The sequence below is a fragment of the Streptomyces sp. NPDC039430 genome (assembly GCF_055639435.1).
In genome coordinates, this window is the sequence record NZ_JBVKAK010000002.1 from 920,924 (window position 1) to 941,138 (window position 20,215).

14 protein-coding genes are annotated in these 20,215 nt (G+C 71.5%); 8 read left to right on the plus strand and 6 right to left on the minus strand.

The genetic code is table 11. From position 1 onward, the window contains the following. Nucleotides 1–85: 85 nt before the first annotated feature. Together ACZ7LS_RS09180 and ACZ7LS_RS09185 are read right to left on the minus strand one after the other, a co-directional pair. On the minus strand, nucleotides 86–2,122 hold the full coding sequence (locus tag ACZ7LS_RS09180) for a M4 family metallopeptidase (protein WP_385136598.1): 2,037 nt from the start codon (nucleotides 2,120–2,122) through the stop codon (nucleotides 86–88). A 420-nt stretch (nucleotides 2,123–2,542) separates the two neighbouring features. Further along, a complete protein-coding gene (locus tag ACZ7LS_RS09185; protein ID WP_382517498.1) occupies nucleotides 2,543–3,160 on the minus strand; it encodes a TetR/AcrR family transcriptional regulator in 618 nt (205 codons plus the stop codon). 173 nt (nucleotides 3,161–3,333) lie between these two features. Between ACZ7LS_RS09185 and ACZ7LS_RS09190 the strand changes: the two genes are divergently transcribed. Next, nucleotides 3,334–4,254, plus strand: coding sequence for an NAD(P)-dependent oxidoreductase (locus ACZ7LS_RS09190; protein ID WP_382664880.1), 921 nt, complete (start codon nucleotides 3,334–3,336; stop codon nucleotides 4,252–4,254). Nucleotides 4,255–4,380: 126 nt separating this feature from the next. After that, a complete protein-coding gene (locus ACZ7LS_RS09195) occupies nucleotides 4,381–5,562 on the plus strand; it encodes an alpha/beta hydrolase family protein (RefSeq protein WP_385136596.1) in 1,182 nt (393 codons plus the stop codon). 31 nt (nucleotides 5,563–5,593) lie between these two features. On the opposite strand, the gene ACZ7LS_RS09200 is transcribed toward ACZ7LS_RS09195, so the two are convergent. From ACZ7LS_RS09200 to glgX, 4 genes are all read right to left on the minus strand, one after another. Continuing rightward, nucleotides 5,594–6,616 carry an alcohol dehydrogenase gene (locus tag ACZ7LS_RS09200; RefSeq protein ID WP_382664876.1) on the minus strand — a complete coding sequence of 341 codons (1,023 nt, stop codon included), beginning with the start codon at nucleotides 6,614–6,616 and terminating at the stop codon, nucleotides 5,594–5,596. A gap of 121 nt (nucleotides 6,617–6,737) precedes the next feature. Continuing rightward, the gene (locus ACZ7LS_RS09205) at nucleotides 6,738–8,795 is read right to left on the minus strand and encodes an ABC transporter ATP-binding protein (protein WP_385136594.1); all 2,058 of its coding nucleotides are present in this window, start codon (nucleotides 8,793–8,795) and stop codon (nucleotides 6,738–6,740) included. Continuing rightward, complete coding sequence (locus tag ACZ7LS_RS09210; protein ID WP_382517484.1) at nucleotides 8,792–10,642, minus strand: ABC transporter ATP-binding protein; 1,851 nt, start codon at nucleotides 10,640–10,642, stop codon at nucleotides 8,792–8,794. Before ACZ7LS_RS09210 ends, ACZ7LS_RS09205 begins: the two co-directional genes overlap by 4 nt. A 98-nt stretch (nucleotides 10,643–10,740) precedes the next feature. Next, nucleotides 10,741–12,939 carry a glycogen debranching protein GlgX gene (gene glgX, locus ACZ7LS_RS09215; RefSeq protein WP_385136607.1) on the minus strand — a complete coding sequence of 733 codons (2,199 nt, stop codon included), beginning with the start codon at nucleotides 12,937–12,939 and terminating at the stop codon, nucleotides 10,741–10,743. A gap of 447 nt (nucleotides 12,940–13,386) precedes the next feature. Here glgX and ACZ7LS_RS09220 point away from each other — a divergent pair, with 447 nt between their 5' ends. From ACZ7LS_RS09220 to ACZ7LS_RS09245, 6 genes are all read left to right on the plus strand, one after another. Next, complete coding sequence (locus tag ACZ7LS_RS09220; protein ID WP_382878444.1) at nucleotides 13,387–14,571, plus strand: L,D-transpeptidase; 1,185 nt, start codon at nucleotides 13,387–13,389, stop codon at nucleotides 14,569–14,571. Between the two features lie 229 nt (nucleotides 14,572–14,800). Further along, complete coding sequence (locus tag ACZ7LS_RS09225) at nucleotides 14,801–16,090, plus strand: L,D-transpeptidase (RefSeq protein ID WP_382517480.1); 1,290 nt, start codon at nucleotides 14,801–14,803, stop codon at nucleotides 16,088–16,090. A gap of 215 nt (nucleotides 16,091–16,305) precedes the next feature. Then, on the plus strand, nucleotides 16,306–17,076 hold the full coding sequence (locus ACZ7LS_RS09230; RefSeq protein ID WP_382517477.1) for an enoyl-CoA hydratase/isomerase family protein: 771 nt from the start codon (nucleotides 16,306–16,308) through the stop codon (nucleotides 17,074–17,076). Nucleotides 17,077–17,328: 252 nt separating this feature from the next. Beyond that, entirely contained in the window at nucleotides 17,329–17,853 is a 525-nt protein-coding gene (locus ACZ7LS_RS09235) for an ATP-binding protein (RefSeq protein ID WP_382517474.1), read from the plus strand. A 159-nt stretch (nucleotides 17,854–18,012) separates the two neighbouring features. Then, a complete protein-coding gene (locus tag ACZ7LS_RS09240) occupies nucleotides 18,013–18,840 on the plus strand; it encodes a polysaccharide deacetylase family protein (protein ID WP_382664867.1) in 828 nt (275 codons plus the stop codon). After that, the gene (locus tag ACZ7LS_RS09245) at nucleotides 18,840–20,129 is read left to right on the plus strand and encodes a YncE family protein (protein WP_385136591.1); all 1,290 of its coding nucleotides are present in this window, start codon (nucleotides 18,840–18,842) and stop codon (nucleotides 20,127–20,129) included. The genes ACZ7LS_RS09240 and ACZ7LS_RS09245 overlap by 1 nt, the downstream gene beginning before the upstream one ends. Nucleotides 20,130–20,215 lie beyond the last annotated feature (86 nt).

Here is a 20,215-nt window from a genome sequence, read left to right on the forward strand (position 1 = left end):
CCGCGCGACGCGGACATGGAACCGCCCGGGGTGTCGTGACACCCCGGGCGGTCCGCCGGTCGGTCCTGCGGTCGTACCGCTGGGCTCAGCTCGTCGGGAAGGTGAGCTTGAAGCTGTTGATCCGGCCCGTGTCCTGCGCCGCGACGTCCTGGACCTTCAGCTGCCAGGTGCCGTTGGCCACCTCGGACGAGGCGTTCACGGAGAAGGTCTCCACGACGTTGTCGGCGGAGTCGCTGCCGCTGGAGTTCTTCAGCCGGTACGCGGTGCCGTCCGGGGCGACCAGGTCGATGACCAGGTCACCGCGCCAGGTGTGCGTGATGTCCACGCCGACCAGGAGGTTGGTCGGGGCGTTGCCCGTGACGCCGGTGACGTTGACCGACGAGGTCACCGCCGCGCCGTTGTCCGGGATGGCGACCGCTCCGGTGTTCTCGAAGACCGTGCCGCCACCGCCGCCGCCACCGGGGCGGGTACCGACCGAGATACCGGCCCAGGCGTTCGCGACGGCCGTGTACTCGGGGCTCGTGGTGCCGTACAGCTCACCGGCGACCGCGAGCGTGCCGGTGCGGGCCGCCGCGTAGTTGGTCGTGGAGGTGAACTTCGTGGTGAGCGCCTTGAACCAGATCTGCTCGGCCTTCGCCCGGCCGATGCCGGTCACCGGCAGACCGTCCGAGGTCGGCGAGTCGTAGGAGACACCGTTGACGACCTTGGCGCCGCTGCCCTCGGAGAGCAGGTAGAACCAGTGGTTCGCCGGGCCCGAGGAGTAGTGGACGTCGACATTGCCGATACCGGAGTACCAGTAGTCCTTGGACGCGCCGTCCTTGCTCGGCTTGTCCATGTAGCGCAGCGGGGTGCCGTTGCCGTTGATGTCGATCTTCTCGCCGACGAGGTAGTCACCCGGGTCCTGCGGGCTGTTGGCGTAGAACTCGACCGCCGCGGCGAAGATGTCGGAGGTGGCCTCGTTCAGACCGCCGGACTCGCCGCTGTAGACCAGACCGGCGGTGGCGGCGGTGACGCCGTGGGACATCTCGTGCGCGGCCACGTCGATGGAGGTCAGCGGCTTGGCGTTGCCCGATCCGTCGCCGTACGTCATGCAGAAGCAGCTGTCCTGCCAGAACGCGTTGACGTAGTTGTTGCCGTAGTGGACGCGGGAGTACGCGCCGACGCCGTCACCGCGGATGCCGGAGCGGCCGTGCACGTTCTTGAAGTAGTCCCAGGTCTCCCCGGCGCCGTAGGCGGCGTCGGCGCCCGCGGTCTCCGCGTTGGACGCGGCGCCGTTGCCCCAGACGTCGTCAGGACCGGAGAAGAGCGTGCCGGTGCCGGACGTGCCGCGGTTCAGGTTGTACGTCTTGTGGCTGCCCCGGCCGGTGTCGGTCAGGTTGTACGTCGACCCCGACTGGACGGAGCCGAGGGTGACCTGGCCGCTGTACTGGGTGTTGCCGACACCGTTGTTGACGGCCTGCCACTCGTACAGCTTCTTGCCGGTGGCGGCGTCGGTGACGACATGCAGCTCGTTCGGGGTGCCGTCGTGCTGGAGTCCGCCGACGACGGTCTCGAAGGCGAGGGTCGGTGAACCCTGCGCCATCCAGACCACCTTGCGCGGCGCGCGCTCGGCCTCGGTCTTCTTCGAACCGTCGGCGGCGGCGGCGCTCAGCGCCTGCCTCTCGGCGACGGCCGGCGCGATGTCGGCCGCGGTGGCGACGTTCTTCAGCGCGGACGCGGACGCCTTGCTGACGGACTGGGTCGCGCCCGCCTTCGTCGCCGCGACGATGAGGTCACCGCCGAGGACCGGAAGGCCCTGGTACGTGCGCTCGTACCGGGTGTGCGTGGTGCCGTCGACGTCCTGGACGACATCGCGGACGACGAGCTTCTCCTGTGCCCCGAGGCCGAGTTCCTCGGCGGTGGCCGCCTTGGTCGCGTCGGCCTCGCGTATCAGCTCGGCGCGCTGGGCGGGGGAGAGGGTACGCGGCAGCGCTCCGGGGTCGGCCTTGCCCGCGACGGGCGCGGCGGGCGCGCTGTCCTGCTGGGCGGAGGCGGTGCCGGCCTGGACGCCGACGGTGAGGAGAGCTGCTGCGGCGAGCAGAGCGCCGGTCGCGGTGGCGCGGCGGCTGAGCGTGGGTCTCACGCGGACTCCTTCTGCGAGGGGGGTACCGGGCAGCTCGATGGGCCGTCCGGACAGTGCACGCGGAGCAGAGTGGTGCTGAGAACGGGGGAAGAGTGGCAGGTGTGACGGCTCGCTGTCAGGAGCGCGTCAACAAGTTGGCCGGAATTCGTTCGCTGCTCGAAAGGTCCTGTTCGTTAAGCGGACGTTTCGTGGATCATTGCGGCGGTGTTGCGGGAGGTTCGCGGTGCCTTGACCGGGCGGGATCCGGACAGGGTGAGGGCAGGGGGCGGTGATCCGGTGGCCGGCTCGCGGCGTGGTGGATTGTGAACGCGGTGTGGTGCGTGGGGCCGGTGTGTCCTGGCGCGACCGCGGTGGATTGTGGCTCGTTTCGTACCACTGGCTGGAGGGGTCCCGGTGGTGTGCCGCCGGGGCCGCTTCGGCTCAGGCGGGCCGGTACGAGGTGATCAGCCGGGCGAGATGCGTCCCGGCCGTACGCAGCGGCTCCTCACTCCTGGACACCTGGGCCGCCAGTTCCGCGCCCTCCAGCGTGCTGATCACCGTATGGCCCAGGCCGCGCGCGTCCTCGTCGGGGATCCCGGCGCGGCGGAGCGCGTCGGTCACGATGCCGCGCCAGTGCGCGAAGGCCAGGGCGGCGGCCCGCTGGATGTCGGGCGCGCGGCCGGCCGTTCCGAGGGCGGTGGCGGTGACCGGGCAGCCGTCGATCCAGTCGGAGGCGCGCAGACCCGTCGCGAGACTCTCGGCGCAGGCGACGACCGCCATGGCCGGGTCCTCCTCGCCGTCCAGCACCTCGCGCAGGATCGTGGCGAACTCGCGGTCGCCGTGATCGATCGCGGCGACGGCCAACTCCTGCTTGCCGCCGGGGAAGAAGTGGTAGACGGAGCCCAGTGTGGCGTTGGCCTCCTGGGCGATCTGCTTGATCCCGGCCCCGTCGTACCCCTGTCGCTGCATCAGCCGAGAGGCCGCCCTGACGACCCGTTCGCGGGTGCCGAGGGTGGCCTGCGGGTCCCTGTCCGAATGGTGCCGCGCGGTGGTCTTCACCGGGCCAGGGTATCGGATAGAGCGTTCGTTCTAGAAGCGTGCTACGTTCTGGACCGATCGCTGGATAGAGCGCTCGTTCTAGTGGTGCGTTCCGGCGATGCGTTGTCGTGAGGGGTTCTCGTGACGCGGTCTCGTGACGCGTCGCGAAAACGCCGTTCTGGAGGGGAAGTCCCATGAGCAAGCAGACAGTCACACCGGCCGCGCCGACGGCCTCGGCCGCGCCCGTCACCGTCATCGGGCTGGGGCCGATGGGCCGGGCCATGGCCGGCGTGTTCCTGGACGGCGGCCATCAGGTCACCGTATGGAACAGAACCGCGAGCAGGGCCGACGAACTCGTGGCGCGGGGAGCGGTCCGCGCGGCCACGGTCGAGGAGGCACTGGCCGCCAACGAGCTGGTGATCCTCAGCCTGACGGATTACGACGCGATGTACGCCCTCCTCGGGCCCGCCACCGGCGCGCTCGCCGGCCGGGTCCTCGTCAACCTCAGCTCCGACACCCCCAAGAGGGCCCACGAGGCCACCGCCTGGGCGGCCGAGCACGGCGCCCGTCATCTCGGCGGCGGGGTGCAGGTGCCGCCCTCGGGCATCGGGAAGCCGGAGTCGGCCACCTTCTACAGCGGGCCCAAGGACGTCTTCGAGGAGCACGCGGCCACCCTCGGCGTACTCACCGGCACGGACTACCTCGGCGAGGACCCGGCCCTGGCGCCGCTCTACTACCAGCTCCAGATGGACATCTTCTGGACCGCCATGACGAGTTCCCTGCACGCCCTCGCCGTCGCCCGCGCACACGGCATCTCCGCCGGGGACTTCCTGCCGTACGCCGTGCCCACGCTCGCGTCGCTGCCGGACTTCCTCGCGTTCTACGCGCCGAGGATCGACCGCGGCGAGTATCCGGGCGATGTGGACCGGCTCGCCATGGGGGCCGCGAGTGTCGACCACGTCCTCCACACCACCGGGGACGCCGGGGTCGACACGACGCTCCCGGCGGCGGTCCTCGGCCTGTTCAGGCGCGGGGTGGCGGCAGGGCACGCCGCCGACAGCTTCACCAGCCTGATCGAGATCCTCGGGGACGGACCGGCCACCACGGGGGTGTGACCGGGAGTCAGGCCGTGGGCCGAGCGACCCTGACTCCCGAGGACAGGGGGGATGGGGCGGGAGTCAGGGTCCGGCTCGGCCCGTGGTCGGAGGCGCGGTCCGGCCGCCTCCCCTAGCGTCGTAGGCATGAAGCGACTTCACCGTACGGCGACCGCCGCGGCACTCGCGCTCCCGGTCGTCGCGACCGGTACCGCCTCGGCGTTACCGGCGCCCGTGTCCGTCACCGCGCCCGCCACGCCCGGTTCCCCGGCCAGAGCCGAGGCGCCCCAACTGCCCCGGCCCACCGGCCCGTACGCGGTCGGCCGCCACACGCTGCACCTCACCGACCACTCCCGCCCCGACCCCTGGGTGCCGTTGGCGGGTGCCCGGGAACTGATGGTCACCATGTACTACCCGGCCCATGGCGGTACGGGCAGGCCCGCCCGGTACGCCACCACCGAGGAAATCCGGCTGCTCATCGAGTCCCAGAATCTGGAGGACGCCGCTCCGCCGGAAACGGTGAGCGCGACCGGCGTCCACAGCCGCGTCAACGCCCGCCCCGCAGAAGGCGGATTGCATCCCCTAGTGGTGCTCTCCCCGGGCTTCACCGTCGCCCGCTACACCCTCACCAGCCTCGCGGAGGATCTGGCGAGCCGCGGGTACGTGGTCGCCACGGTGGACCACGCCTACGAGTCCGCCGGCGCGGCCTTCCCGGGCGGCCGGACCCTGACCTGCGCCGCCTGCGACAAGCTCACGGAGACCAAGGACTACGGCGTCGCCACCACGGTCCGCGCCCAGGACGTGTCCTTCCTCCTGGACCGGCTGACCGGCACCCGGCCGGCCTGGCGCCACGCCCATCTGATCGACAAGAAGAGGATCGGCATGGCCGGACACTCGCTCGGGGGCGCGAGCGCGGGCTCCGCCATGGCGGGCGACAGCCGCGTCCGGGCGGGCGTCAACATGGACGGGTCCTTCCACGGCTCCGTACCCGACCAGGGGCTCGACGGCCGCCCCTTCCTGATGCTCGGCAGCGACGCGACCCACCGCCCCGGCGGCGGGGACGAGAGCTGGGACGCGGCCTGGGACCGCCTCGACGGCTGGAAGCGCTGGCTGACCGTCGCGGGCGCGGACCACTTCACCTTCACCGACGCCCCGTTCCTCGCCGGGAAGCTCGGCCTGCCCGTGCCGGAGCTGCCCGCCACACGCTCGGCCGACCTCACCCGCGGCTATGTCGGTGCCTTCTTCGACCAGCACCTGCGGGGCATTCCGCGGCCCCTGCTGGACGGCCCGACGGCGGCCAACCCGGAGGTGCGGTTCAACAACCCCTGACCGGCGCGCGGGAGAGCGTGGCCGGGGCGCGTCAGCGGGGGGTGAGCACCATCCGGAAGCGGGCCGCGCCGGAGAGCATCTTCCCGTACGCCTCGGCCGTCCGGTCCAGCGGAAGGACCTCGGTCATCGGGCGGACGCCGTGCAGGACACTGAACTCCATGGTGTCCTGCACGTCCCGCGCGGTGCCCGCCGGATGGCCGCGGATGATCCTGCCGCGCATCAACAGCGGGGCCGCGGCGACGCTCAACGGCTCGGGGGCCGCGCCGATGAGGACCAGCTCGCCCCGGTGGGACAGTCCGTCGAGGGTCGCCGTCATGGCGTCGGCGTTGGCCGCGGTGGCCAGCACGGCCTTGGCGCCGCCGAGCGCCTGGAGCGCGTCCGCGACGGTGGTGCCGGCCGTGCTGTCGATGTAGTGGTGCGCGCCGAGCTGCCTGGCGAAGTCCGCCTTGGCGGCTCCGCGGGCGATGGCCACGGTCTCGAAGCCCATCGCGGCCGCGTACTGCACCCCCAGATGGCCCAGGCCCCCGATGCCCAGCACGGCGACCAGGTCACCCGCCCGCGCGGAGCTGCGCCGCAGCCCGTTGTACGTGGTCACCCCGGCGCAGGCCATGGGCCCCGCGTCCGTCGCCGCCAGCGCGTCGGGGATCCGGGCCAGGGCGTCGGCCGGGACGATGACCGACTCGGCGAAGCCGCCGTCGTACGTCCAGCCGGGGACCTTCAGGTTCTCGCACACCATGAAGTCGCCCTGGCGGCAGGGCACGCAGTGGTGGCAGCTGCCGCCGAACCATCCCACCGCCACCCGTTCGCCCACCCGCCAGGCGTCCTGCGTCCCCTCGCCCAGCTCCTCGATCCGCCCGGCGATCTCATGCCCGGGGACCACCGGGAACCGTACGCCGGGCAGTTGGGCCTCCACGAAAGCGCTGTCGCTGTGACAGACCCCGCAGGCGTCCACGACCACTCGCACCTGCCCCGGGCCCGGCCGGGCCACCTCGCGCTCGACGATCTCGAACGGCCCGCCGGCGGCGGCGACCTGCGCGGCTCGATAACTGCTCATCTGGCTCTCTCCGGGGGGTACGGAGGGGTACGGACACGACGCCCCCCGGACCAGCAGACCAGCTCGGCCCCGGTCACGCGCGCTGGACGGAGCAGCCGAGTTCACCCGGCGCGGGTCCCGGTCAGGCCAGGCTGTCGCGCCAGGCCCGGTGCAGGCCCGCGAAGCGGCCCGTGCCGGCGATCAGGTCCTTCGGGGTGCCGTCCTCGACGACCCGGCCGTGTTCCATCACCAGCACCCGGTCCGCGATCTCGACCGTCGACAGGCGGTGCGCGATGACCACCGCCGTACGGCCGCGCAGGACCGTGTCCATCGCGCGCTGGACCGCGCGCTCGCCCGGGATGTCGAGGGAGCTGGTCGCCTCGTCCAGGATCAGGACCGCCGGGTTCGCCAGCAGCGCGCGGGCGAAGGCGACCAGCTGGCGCTGGCCCGCGGAGATCCGGCCGCCGCGCTTGCGCACGTCCGTGTCGTAGCCGTCGGGCAGGCCGCTGATGAACTCGTCGGCGCCGATGGCCCGCGCCGCGCGTTCGATGTCCTCGCGGGAGGCGTCCGGGCGGCCCAGGGCGATGTTCTCGGCGACCGTGCCGGAGAACAGGAACGCCTCCTGGGTCACCATCACCACCCCGCGCCGCAGCTCGGGGGTGTCCAGCTCCCGCAGATCGACGCCGTCGAGGAGGATCCGGCCCTCCGTCGGGTCGTAGAACCGCGCCAGCAGCTTCGCCAGCGTGGACTTGCCGGCGCCCGTCGAGCCCACGACCGCGACCGTCTGCCCGGCCGGGATCGTCAGGTCGAAGCGGGGGAGGACCTCGCCGCCCGTACGGTACGTGAAGCTCACCCCGTCGAAGACGGCCTCACGGCCCGGGGAGTCGCCGGTGAGCGCGGGCAGCGTCCGGGGGTTCGACGCCTCGGGCACCGAGGGCGTCTGGGCCAGCAGACCCGCGATCTTCTCCATCGAGGCCGCCGCCGACTGGTACGAGTTGAGGAACATCCCCAGCCGGTCGATCGGGTCGTACAGCCTGCGCAGATACAGCACGGCCGCGGCCAGCACCCCGAGCGCGAGCGTGCCGTCCGCCACCCGGTAGGCGCCCCACAGGACGATCCCGGCCACGGCGGTGTTGGCGACGAACCGCGAGCCGATCACATACCGGGCCATCTCCAGCAGCGCGTCGCCGTTGCTCCGTTCGTGGCGGTGGTTGAGCGCGTGGAAGTCCGCGTCGTTGGCGCGCTCGCGGCGGAACGCCTGCACCGGCCTGATGCCGTTCATCGTCTCCGCGAACTTCACGATCACGGCCGCGATCGCGGTGGAACGCCGGCCGAAGACCACCCCCGCCCGCCGCTGGTAGATCCGTACCAGCAGATACAGCGGTACGAAGGAGACCACGGCGAGCGACCCGATCCCCACGTCCAGGTAGAGCAGCATCGCCGAGATGTAGACGAAGGCCAGCACCACGCCGATGAGTTCCTGGAGACCCTCGCCGAGCAGCTCGCGCAGGGACTCCACATCGGTGGTCGACCGGGAGATCAGCCGCCCGGAGGTGTAGCGCTCGTGGAAGTCCAGGCTCAGCGCCTGGGCATGACGGAAGATCCGGCCGCGCAGGTCGAGCAGTACGTCCTGGTTGACCCGGGCCGCGACCCGGATGAAGGCGTACTGGAACGCCCCCGAGCCCAGCGCGCAGAGCAGATATCCCGCGCCGACGGCGTACAGCGGCCCGTTGTCGCCGTCGCGGAAGGCGGGCACACCGCGGTCGATGGCGTACGCGACGATCAGCGGTCCCGCCTGGGAGGCGGCCTGCTGGAGCAGCAGGAGCAGCGCGGCCAGCGCGACCCGGCCGCGGCGGACCTTCAGCAGGGACCGCAGCAGGGCGCCGGTCGCCCCCGGGGGCGCGGGCAGGGCGTCCTGGCCGAACGGGTCGTCGGCCGCCGTGGAGGGGCCCGCGGTCGAGGGGCCCGCCGTCGAGCGGCCCGCGGTGGCGTCGGCCGCGGTGGTGCCGGCCGCGGTGGTGCCGGCCGCCGTGGCGAGGGTTTCGACGGCGCCTGGCGCGGCGGGTGACGCGGGGGAGTCCTTGCCGTCGGTCCCGGAGGGGCCGGTCCCGGACGGTCCGTTCGCGTCCGGTCCGTTCGCGTCCGGTCCGTTCGCGTCCGGGCCCGGCGCGTCCTGGCCCGTGGTGGTCGACGTCGTCATCGGATGCTCTCCTCAACAGCCCCTGAAGCGGCCCCGGCCCCGGGATCCGCCCCGGCCCCGGCCCCGGGATCCCGCTCCGCCCCGGACATCAGCCACGCGTACTCCTCGCTGCTCCGCAGCAGCTCCTGATGGGTGCCGACGGCGGCGATCCGGCCCCCCGAGATCAGCGCCACCCGGTCGGCGAGCAGCACCGTCGACGGCCGGTGCGCCACCACCAGCGCCGTGGTCTCCCTGAGCACCTGCCGCAGCGCGGCCTCCACCAGCGCTTCCGTATGCACGTCCAGCGCGGACAGCGGATCGTCGAGCACCAGGAAGCGCGGCCGGCCGACCACCGCCCGTGCCAGCGCGAGCCGCTGGCGCTGGCCGCCGGAGAGGCTGAGTCCCTGCTCGCCGACCTCCGTCGCGGTGCCCTGCGGCAGATCCTCGACGAAGCCCGCCTGGGCCACGTCGAGCGCCCGCCGCAGCGCGTCCTCGTCGGCGTCCTCCGCGCCCATCCGTACGTTCTCCCCGACCGTCGCCGAGAACAGCGTCGGCTCCTCGAACGCCACCGACACCAGCTCCCGCAGCCGCTCGCGCGGCATCAGCGCGATGTCCTCGCCGTCCAGCGTGATCCGCCCGGCGGTCACTTCGTGCAGTCGCGGTACGAGCGCGGTCAGCGTGGTCTTGCCCGAACCGGTGGCGCCGACGACGGCCATGGTCTCGCCCGGCCCGATACGCAGATCGATGCGCTCCAGGACGGGCGTGGAGCCCGCCTCCGCGTCCGGGTACCGGAACGTCACCCCCTCGAAGCGCAGCCCGCCGCCGGCTCCGTGACCCGGGGCCGCCCCGGACACGTACCCCGACGCGTCCTCCGCTTCCTCCGGTACGTCCATCACCTCGAAGAACCGCTCGGTGGCCGTCGCGGACTCCTGGCTCATCGCCAGCAGGAACCCGATCGACTCCACGGGCCACCGCAGCGCCAGCGCCGTCGAGAGGAACGCGACCAGCGTGCCCGTGGAGAGTCCGCCGTCCGCGACCTGGACGGTGCCGAGCACCAGCGCGGCGGCGAGGGCCAGTTCGGGAATGGCCATGATCAGGGCCCAGATGCCGGCCAGCAGCCGCGCCTTCTCCAGCTCCGTCTCGCGCAGCCGCCGCGTGAGCGCGCGGAACGCGAGGGCCTGACTGCGATGGCGGCCGAACCCCTTGATGATCCGGATGCCGAGCACGCCCTCCTCGACCACCGTGGTCAGATCGCCCACCTGGTCCTGCGCCCGGCGCGCGACCAGCGCGAACCGCGACTCGAAGAACGAGCAGAGGATCACCAGCGGGACCACCGGGGTCATCAGCACCAGCCCCAGCGACCAGTCCTGCATCAGCAGAATCAGGAAACCCACCAGGATCGTTGTGGCGTTCACCAGCAGAAACGTCAGCGGAAACGCCAGGAACATCCGCAACAGCATCAGGTCCGTCGTCCCGCGCGAGAGCAGCTGGCCCGACGGCCACCGGTCATGGAAGGCCACCGGCAGCCGTTGCAGATGCCGGTAGAGATCCGCCCGCATCGCCGCCTCCACACCGGCCAGCGGCCGCGCCACCAGCCAGCGGCGGAAACCGAACAGCACCGCCTCGACGATCCCCAGCCCCAGCAGGATCAGCGCCCCGAGCCAGATGCCCCCGGTGTCCCGGTCCGCGACGGGACCGTCCACCATCCACTTCAGTACGAGGGGGAACACCAGCCCGAGACAGGAAGCGACGATCGCGACAAAAGCCGCACTGAACAGGCGTGCGCGCACCGGTCGCACGTACGGCCACAGCCGCAGCAGAGAGCGAACGGAGGACCGGTCCTTGGTGGCTGCATGTGTTTCGGACATCAGGAGCGAGCCTACGGTTCACCACTGACATCGCTCATGTGATTTTCCCGTCACCCCCGCACCCTCGGCCCCTCACCCGCACCCTCGGCCCCGTACCCTCACCCCCGCACCCGGAACAGCAGCACCGCCCGCGCCGGGACCGTGACCGTCGCGCCGCCCTCGAACACCGTGCCCGGCGCCTCCGTCTGCTCCTCCCGCGCGGTGTCGACCACCAGTTCGTACGCCCGCGCCCACGGCGGCCCCGGCAGCGTGAACTCCACCGGCCGGCCGTCCGCGTGCAGGACCGTCAGGAAGCTGTCGTCCGTGATCTTCTCGCCGCGCGCGTCCCGGCCGGGGATGTCCCGGCCGGACAGGAAGAGCCCGAGCGTCCGGGCGGGTGCGTACCAGTCCTCCGCCGTCATCTCCGAGCCCTGCGGGGTGAACCACGCCAGATCGCGCAGCCCGTCCGGGGCCTGCGGCCGGCCGGAGAAGAAGGCGCGGCGGCGCAGTACGGGATGGGCGTGGCGCAGGGCGAGCAGCCGGGCGGTCAGCGCGTGCAGCCCCTGCCCCTCGGGGCTCGCGAGCAGTGACCAGTCCAGCCAGCTGACCTCGCTGTCCTGGCAGTACGCGTTGTTGTTGCCGCCCTGCGTACGGCCCATCTCGTCGCCCGCGACCAGCATCGGCACGCCCGTCGACACCAGCAGGGTGGTGAGCAGATTGCGCGACTGCCGCCGCCGCAGAGCGTTGACCGCGGCGTTGTCCGTCCGGCCCTCCACGCCGCAGTTCCAGGCGCGGTTGCCGTTCGTCCCGTCCCTGTTGCCCTCGCCGTTGGCCTCGTTGTGCTTCCGCTCGTACGACACCAGATCGCGCAGCGTGAAGCCGTCGTGCGCGGTGACGAAGTTGATGGAGGCGTACGGCCGCCGGCCGCCCCACGCGTACAGATCGCTCGACCCCGACAGCCGGTAGCCCAGATCCCGTACATCGGGCAGCGCGCCGCGCCAGAAGTCCCGCACGGCGTCGCGGTAGCGGTCGTTCCACTCCGTCCACAGCGGGGGGAACGACCCGACCTGGTAGCCGCCGTTGCCCACGTCCCACGGCTCGGCGATCAGCTTCACCCGGCGCAGGACCGGGTCCTGGGCGATCACCGCGAGGAACGGCGAGAGCATGTCGACGTCATGCATCGAGCGGGCCAGCGCCGCCGCGAGGTCGAAGCGGAAGCCGTCGACACCCATTTCCGTGACCCAGTAGCGCAGCGAGTCGGTGATCAGCCGCAGTACCTGGGGCTGGACCACATGGAGGGTGTTCCCGCAGCCGGTGTAGTCGGTGTATCTGCGCGCGTCGGAGGGCAGCCGGTAGTAGCCGCGGTTGTCGATACCGCGCAGGGACAGCGTCGGCCCCTGCTCCCCGCCCTCCGCCGTGTGGTTGTAGACCACGTCGAGGATGACCTCTATCCCCGCGGCGTGCAGCGCGCGCACCATCCCCTTGAACTCCGCGACCTGCTGCCCCCGGGTGCCGCCCGCCGCGTAGCCCGCGTGCGGCGCGAAGTAGCCGATGGAGTTGTAGCCCCAGTAGTTGCGCAGCCCGCGCCGCAGCAGATGGTCCTCGTGGGCGAACTGGTGTACGGGCAGCAGTTCGACCGCCGTCACCCCGAGGCGCCGCAGATGGCCGATGGCCGCCGGGTGCGCGAGGCCCGCATACGTACCGCGCAGCTCCTCCGGGATCTCCGGGTGGAGCTTGGTGAAGCCCCGCACATGCAGCTCGTAGATGACCGAATCGGCCCACGGCGTCTTGGGCCGGCGGTCGTCGGCCCACTCGTCGTCGGGCGCGCTGTCGTGGACGACGACGCCCTTGGGGACGTGCGGAGCGGAGTCGCGGCCGTCCCGCACGGTGTCGGCCACCTCCCGCTGCGGCCAGTCCCGCACATGGCCGTAGACCTCAGGAGGCAGCCCGAAGTCTCCGTCCACCGCGCGGGCGTACGGGTCGAGCAGCAGCTTCGCCGGGTTCCAGCGGGCGCCCGTCCAGGGATCCCAGCGACCGTGGACCCGGTACCCGTAGCGCTGTCCCGGCCGGATGTCGGGCACGAAGCCGTGCCAGATCTCATGGGTCAGCTCGGTCAGCGACAACCGGGTCTCGGCGCCGCTGTCGTCGAACAGACAGACCTCGACCGCCTCGGCGCCGCCCGCCCAGAGGGCGAAGTTGGTGCCCGCCACGCCGTCGGGGCCCACTCGGTAGCGCGCTCCCAGCGGGGTCGGCGAGCCCGGCCAGACCACGGGCCTGGAGGCGCCGGGCTCGCGGCGGAGGCCGTTGCCGTCCCGGATCTCCCGCCGCTGCTTCTCCCGCACCTTCTCCACGGCTCTCTCCGCGACCTTCCCCGTGACCTTCCCAGCGGCTTTCCCGGCGGCTTTCTCATCGGCTTGCTCAGCGGCCTGCGCCGTGACCTGCGCCGTGACCTTCTCCGCGACCTCCTCCGTGTCCCTCTCCTCGCTCTCCTCCTTCCGCTTCTCCTGCACTGCCTTCTGCTCGGCTGCGCTCGCCACTGACCGGCCTCCCGCGGCTCGTCGGCCTCGCGGATCGGGCGCACGGCGTCCCGGCCGTGGCTCCCCTCCGCGTGGTCCTCCCACCTGTTCTGCCCGCAAGAGGGCCCGCCCTCACGTTTCCCCCGGAGGGGCGTGGTCGTTGGGCGGGACGTGAGACACGTACTGAAGCGGACAGAGCCCAAGCGGGCAGGGACCGGCGCGGCCGCCGTCCTGACATGGGCAGGACTGATGACCGGCCTGCTGGCCGGCCTGGCGGGATGCGCGGGCACCGAATCGTTCACGGAGGGCAAGTCGCGCGCTCCCGGGGACACGATCCGGATCACCCCCGAGGACGGTACGAAGGGCATCGGCCGGTCCGACCCGATCGCGGTGCGGGTGCCGGACGGCCGGCTGGAGCGCGTCAAGGTCGTACAGGTGGAGGACGCGCAGCCCACCGAGCTGCGCGGGCGGATCTCCGCCGACGGCCGCTCCTGGACGCCGGAGAGCGGCGCGCGGGTCGCGCTGGCCGCCAAGTACAGCGTCGACGCGGTGGCCGTGGACGGCGCGGGCCGCCGCTCGGCGCGCCACACCACCTTTATGACCGCGGTACCCACCGACCGGTTCATCGGCTATTTCTCCCCGGAGAACCGCGCCACCGTCGGCACCGGCATGATCGTCTCCTTCGACTTCAACCGGACGATCCAGAACCGGGCCGCTGTCGAACGCGCCATCACCGTGACGGCGGATCCGCCGGTGGAGATCGCGGGGCACTGGTTCGGCCACGACCGTCTCGACTTCAGGCCGCGCGAGTACTGGGAGCCGGGCACGCGCGTGACGATCGACCTGGCCCTGCGCGACGTCCAGGCGGCGCCGGGAGTGTTCGGCATCCAGGAGAAGAAGGTCGGCTTCACCGTCGGCCGCTCCCAGGTCTCGCTGGTCGACGCCGAGGAGCACACCATGGAGGTACGGCGCGACGGGGAGCTGATCTCGACCGTGCCGATCACCGCGGGCGCGGCCAAGACCACCACGTACAACGGGAAGATGGTGGTCACCGAGTTGTACGACGTCACCCGCATGAACGGCAGGACGGTCGGCTTCGGCGGCGAGTACGACATCAAGGATGTGCCGCACGCGGTACGGCTCACCACATCCGGAACGTTTCTGCACGGCAACTACTGGGCGCCCGCGACCACGTTCGGCTCCCAGAACGTCAGCCACGGCTGTGTCGGGCTGCGGGACGTGAAGGGCGGCGGCCCCGACACCCCGGCCGGCTGGTTCTTCGACCGGACCCTGATCGGCGATGTCGTCGAAGTGGTCAACTCCCATGACCGTACGGTCGCGCCCGACAACGGTCTGGGCGGCTGGAACCTGGACTGGAAGCGCTGGAAGGCGGGTTCGGCCCTCCCCGCCGTCTCGGGCTCCCGCGCCGACTGACGCGCCCACCGGCAGCGGCCCAGCGCTCCCGAGGAGCCCCTCGGCGCGCGGCCGTCCCCTCGTACGGCCCGTATGACCTGCGCCGTCCCGGCCTGTTGGGACCGAATGGTGACAGACGCGAGATCACCGCGGCGCTTGCGGTGTGATTATCTGTCGCGAGCGCGTGCACTCGACGCGCGGGGAGTGCGGGCCGTGGCGGGGCCAGGCCGTGCGAGGGGAGACGACCATAGTGAATGGGCTGCCGATATCGGGGACATCGGCCGGGTCGGGCCGGGCGCCGCGGGGCGAGAGACCGGAACGGCGCACGGGACGACGGGGACACAAGGGAACGGGGCCGCTGGCCCTGATGCTCGGGGCGCTGCTCCTGCTGGTCACGGCGTGTGGCGGAGGCGACGGGTCCGGCACGGGCGACGGTGACAAGAACGGCGCGGGCGCGGGGAAGGTCGAGAACGCGGCGTCGGCGGCCGTCGTGACGATCGCCCCGGAGGACGGGGCGAAGGCGGTCGCGACCACGGGCGCCCTCAAGGTCTCGGCCGGAAAAGGCAAATTGACCACGGTCACCGTCCAGGACGACAAGGGCAAGCAGGTCGAGGGCAAGCTGGCCGCGGACGGCACGAGCTGGGAGCCGCTCCAGCATCTCGCCGGCGCCACCAAGTACAAGGTGCACGCGATCGCCAAGGACACCGGGGGCCGGGAGTCCGCCAAGGACACCACCTTCACCACGCTCGTACCGAAGAACACCTTCATCGGCCACTACACGCCCGAGGACCGTTCCACGGTCGGTGTCGGCATGCCGGTCTCGATCAACTTCACCCGGGGCATCACCGAGCCCGAGGCGGTGGAGCGGGCCATCACGGTGACGGCGGAGCCGTCCGTACCGATCGAGGGCCACTGGTTCGGCAACGACCGCCTCGACTTCCGCCCCGAGAAGTACTGGGCGGCGGGTACGAAGGTGACCGTGAAGCTCAACCTGGACGGCGTCGAGGGCCGGCCGGGGGTGTACGGCGAGCAGGCGAAGTCCTTCACGTTCACGATCGGCCGCAGCCAGGTCTCCACCGTGGACGCGAGCGCCAAGACGATGAAGGTCGTACGGGACGGCAGGCAGATCAAGAACATCCCGATCACCGCGGGCGCCCCGTCGACCACCACGTACAACGGTCAGATGGTCATCAGCGAGAAGTACGAGGTGACCAGGATGAACGGCGCGACGGTGGGCTTCGGCGGTGAGTACGACATCAAGGACGTGCCGCACGCGATGCGGCTGTCCACCTCGGGCACCTTCGTGCACGGCAACTACTGGGCGTCCGCGGGCACGTTCGGCTCCGCGAACGTCAGCCACGGCTGTGTGGGGCTGCGGGACATCCGCGGCGGCGGGAACAACGGCACCCCGTCGGCGTGGTTCTACAACTCCTCGCTCATCGGCGACGTGGTGATCGTGAAGAACTCGAAGGACAAGCAGATCGCCCCGGACAACGGCCTGAACGGCTGGAACATGTCCTGGCCGGAGTGGATCAAGTAGGACCTCCGGCGAGACCTCGCGGGATACGGGCCCGGTGCGCGGCGACAGAGCGCACCGGGCCCGTCCGCGTCTCCCCGCCGGTGCTCCGTACCCGTACCCGTACCTGTACCTGTACCCGTACCCGTACCCGTGCCCCAGTGCCTGCGTCTCTCCCGGTGCCGCCGCCGGCGCGGGTGCCGGTGTCGCCGTCGGTTAGCGCCGGTTAACCTGCCCGTATGGCATTCGTGAACCTTGAGGTCTCCGGCGGCGTCGGCACGATCCGGCTCGACCGCCCCCCGATGAACGCGCTCGACTCCTCCATCCAGGACCGGCTGCGCGAACTGGCCGAAGAAGCGGGCCGGCGTGACGACGTACGGTCCGTGATCCTGTACGGCGGCGAGAAGGTCTTCGCGGCCGGCGCCGACATCAAGGAGATGCGGGGGTGGGACCACGCGGCGATGGTCGTACGCTCCCGGGCGCTCCAGGAGTCGTTCACCGCCGTCGCCCGTATCCCCAAGCCCGTCGTCGCGGCGGTCACCGGCTACGCGCTGGGCGGCGGCTGCGAGCTGGCCCTCTGCGCCGACTTCCGGATCGCCGGGGCCAACGCCAAGATCGGCCAGCCCGAGATCCTGCTCGGCCTGATCCCGGGGGCCGGCGGTACGCAGCGGCTCGCGCGGCTGATCGGCCCTTCCCGGGCCAAGGACCTCATCTTCACGGGCCGTCAGGTGAAGGCCGACGAGGCGCTGACGATCGGTCTGGTCGACCGGGTGGTCCCGCCGGAAGAGGTGTACGAGCAGGCGCACGCCTGGGCCGCGAAGCTCGCCCAGGGACCCGCGCTCGCGCTGCGGGCCGCCAAGGAGTCGGTCGACGCGGGTCTGGAGACGGATCTGGAGACCGGTCTGACGATCGAACGCAATTGGTTCGCGGGCCTGTTCGCCACGGAGGACCGCGAGCGGGGCATGCGGTCGTTCGTGGAGGACGGCCCGGGGAAGGCCAAGTTCCTCTGAAAGTCGCCCTGTTGGCGGTGGGCACAGCGCGGCGTCAACCCGGCGCCCGGCTTAGCGCAACCTTAAGAGAACCTTAAGATATTTGCCGTGATCGCTCTTGGTGATCATCCAATTGCGGGTCGTCATCGCAGGTCAGAGTGGTTGTGCAAGCCCAAGTTCTGCCCTTGGCATATGCCGTTCGCGCCCCCTGGAATGACTCATTCCGGGGGGTCGATTCACCCGGAACGGCCCCCGGGAGGGTTCTGGGCGGCCATGATGGGGGACATGGCGGGCCTGGAGGGTGTGGAGCAACCGCGGCAGCGCGGCGACGCGGCCGCAGCGCGGTGGATACCGTCCGTCGACGACGAACAGGCGCACAAGGCGCTGGAATTGTTCGGCAACCCGACGGAGGCGGAAGTCCGTCTGCCCTCCCGCCCGGAATCCGCCCTCGCCGCCCGCCGGATCACGCACAGCGTGGTGCTGGAACAGTGGGCGCTCTCGCCGCAGACCGCCGAGTACGCCGTCCTGCTCGTCTCGGAACTCGTCGGCAACGCCGTACGGCACACCGGCGCCCGGGTCTTCGGGTTACGGATGCTGCGCCGCCGCGGCTGGATCAGGATCGAGGTACGGGACCCCTCGCGCGGACTGCCCTGTCTGATGCCGGTGCAGGAGATGGACACCAGCGGGCGCGGCCTCTTCCTGGTGGACCGGCTCTCCGACCGGTGGGGGGTGGATCTGCTGCCGCGCGGCAAGACCACCTGGTTCGAGATGCGGGTCGCCGACCGCCAGCTGCCCTGACGGCGCCCTGCCGGGGTGACGGCCCCTGACGGCCTGCCGGGCTGATCCCTGATGGCCTGGCGGGGCGGCCTTCGACGACTGCCCTGAAGCTGACGACCCGTAAGGTCGCTTAACCGGTCAATCGTCACCTTTCGCCCTCCTTCCCCCTTAAATGGGGGCGTGATTCCGATCGACCGGCGCAGTGCACTGCGCGCAGGAGCCGGTGCGGCCGTGGCGGGCGCCCTCGCCACCGGCTGTACGGACAGCGCCCCCGCCACCCCCACCGGTTCCGTGTCCGGTCCGCCGCGCGGCTCCGCCGGATCGCCTGGCGGCACGTCCGCGGGACCCAGCCCGGGGAACGGGCGGCCCGCCGTCCGTACGGCACCCGCGCCACGCCGGTTCCCCGGACAGCCCGCCGAGATCGCGCACGGTCCACGCGACCGCGCGCGGGTCGCCCTCACCTTCCACGGCCAGGGCGACCCCGCCACCGCCACCGCGGTGCTGGCGGAGGCGGAACGCGCCGGAGCCCGGATCACCGTCCTCGCCGTGGGCGGCTGGCTCGACGAACACCCGGCCCTCGCCCGCAGGATCCTGGACGGCGGCCACGATCTCGGCAACCACACACTGCACCACATCGACATCTCCGAGCTGGACGAGGCCGCGGCGTACGCGGAGATCACCGGCTGCGCCCAGCGGCTGCGCAAGCTCACCGGTTCGATCGGCAGCTGGTTCCGCCCCTCCCGCACGCAGCACGCCACCCCGCTCGTCCAGCGGCTGGCGCGGAAGGCGGGCTACCCGCACGTCCTCTCGTACGACGTCGACTCGCTGGACTTCACCTCGCCCGGCGCCGCGGCCGTCACCCGCACCGTCACCGGACAGATCCGCAACGGCTCCGTGGTGAGCCTGCACTTCGGCTACGCGGACACCGTCGCCGCGCTGCCCGCCCTCCTCGACGCACTGGAACGCCGCGGCCTGCGCGCGGTGACGACCACGGAGCTGCTGACCTGATGCTTCCCCCCACACCACGGACCGCCACACCACGGACCCCCACGCCACCAACCACCACTCCGGGAACCACCGCGTGGCCTTGGCCCGCCCCCCTCGCCTCGCGGTCCGCCGACCGGATCGCCAGGCGCACCACCGCCCTGCTGGGAGCCGCCGCCCTCGCGCTGCTCGCGAGCTGCGCGAGCCAGGACACCGAGCGGGCCGCGCCGAAGGCGACCAAGGCCGCCGCCCGGCCCGTCGTACCCGAGCGGAGCGTGCCGGCCGGACTGCCGGGCATGCCACCCGTACTGGACCCCAAGGACATCTACGCCGCCGACCGGCCCGGCATGCTCTCGCCCATCGTGAAGGGCTTCCCGTCCCGGGTGTATGTGCCCAACACCCACTCCGACACGGTCTCGGTGATCGACCCCGCGACCTACAAGGTCATCGAGACCATCGACGTCGGCCGACAGCCCCAGCATGTCGTGCCCTCCTGGGACCTCAAGACCCTCTGGGTCAACAACAACCGCGGTCACACGCTCACGCCCATCGACCCCGCCACGGGCAAGGCGGGCGAGCCGGTCGACGTGCACGATCCGTACAACCTCTACTTCACGCCCAACGGCAAGTACGCGATCGTGATGGCCTCGCTCGACCGTCAGCTGGTCTTCCGTGATCCGCACACCATGAAGGTGAAGAAGACCGAGCCGGTCACCTGCGCGGGCGTCAACCACGCCGACTTCTCGGCGGACGGGCGGTACTTCATCGTGTCGTGCGAGTTCTCCGGTGAACTCCTCAAGGTCGACACGGAGCGCATGAAGGTCATCTCCCAGCAGAAGCTGCCCTTCCAGGGCGCCATGCCGCAGGACGTGAAGATCTCCCCGGACGGTAAGACGTTCTACATCGCCGACATGATGGCCCACGGTGTGTGGGTGCTGAACGGGGAGAAGTTCACCACCCCGAAGCTGCTGCCGACGGGCGAGGGATGCCACGGCCTGTACGTCAGCCGGGATTCGAAGGAGATGTACATCTCCAACCGCGGCGAGGGCACCATCTCCGTCTTCGACTTCGCGAAGAACAAGCTGGCGAAGAAGTGGCATCTGCCGGACGGCGGCAGCCCCGACATGGGCGGCGTCTCGTCGGACGGCAAGGTCCTGTGGCTGGCGGGGCGTTACGACTCCGAGGTGTACGCGATCGACACGCGCAGCGGCAAGGAGATCGCCCGGATCCCGGTCGGTGGCGGTCCGCACGGACTCGCGGTCTACCCGCAGCCCGGCCGTTACTCGCTCGGGCACACGGGAGTCTTCCGCTGACGCCGCCCGCGCGCGGAGTCGACGTGACCGGCACGGAGTTGGTGTCAGGCTGACGTCAACTCGTCGTGGAGCGGGCAGGGTTGGAC

What these genes read in the sequence shown, in the direction of transcription:
- ACZ7LS_RS09205 (WP_385136594.1), bottom strand. Translation starts at nt 8,795, where the DNA reads ATGACGACGTCGACCACCACGGGCCAGGACGCGCCGGGCCCGGACGCG.
- ACZ7LS_RS09200 (WP_382664876.1), bottom strand. Translation starts at nt 6,616, where the DNA reads ATGAGCAGTTATCGAGCCGCGCAGGTCGCCGCCGCCGGCGGGCCGTTC.
- ACZ7LS_RS09195 (WP_385136596.1), top strand. Translation starts at nt 4,381, where the DNA reads ATGAAGCGACTTCACCGTACGGCGACCGCCGCGGCACTCGCGCTCCCG.
- ACZ7LS_RS09220 (WP_382878444.1), top strand. Translation starts at nt 13,387, where the DNA reads ATGACCGGCCTGCTGGCCGGCCTGGCGGGATGCGCGGGCACCGAATCG.
- ACZ7LS_RS09190 (WP_382664880.1), top strand. Translation starts at nt 3,334, where the DNA reads ATGAGCAAGCAGACAGTCACACCGGCCGCGCCGACGGCCTCGGCCGCG.
- ACZ7LS_RS09245 (WP_385136591.1), top strand. Translation starts at nt 18,840, where the DNA reads ATGCTTCCCCCCACACCACGGACCGCCACACCACGGACCCCCACGCCA.
- ACZ7LS_RS09235 (WP_382517474.1), top strand. Translation starts at nt 17,329, where the DNA reads ATGATGGGGGACATGGCGGGCCTGGAGGGTGTGGAGCAACCGCGGCAG.
- ACZ7LS_RS09230 (WP_382517477.1), top strand. Translation starts at nt 16,306, where the DNA reads ATGGCATTCGTGAACCTTGAGGTCTCCGGCGGCGTCGGCACGATCCGG.
- ACZ7LS_RS09210 (WP_382517484.1), bottom strand. Translation starts at nt 10,642, where the DNA reads ATGTCCGAAACACATGCAGCCACCAAGGACCGGTCCTCCGTTCGCTCT.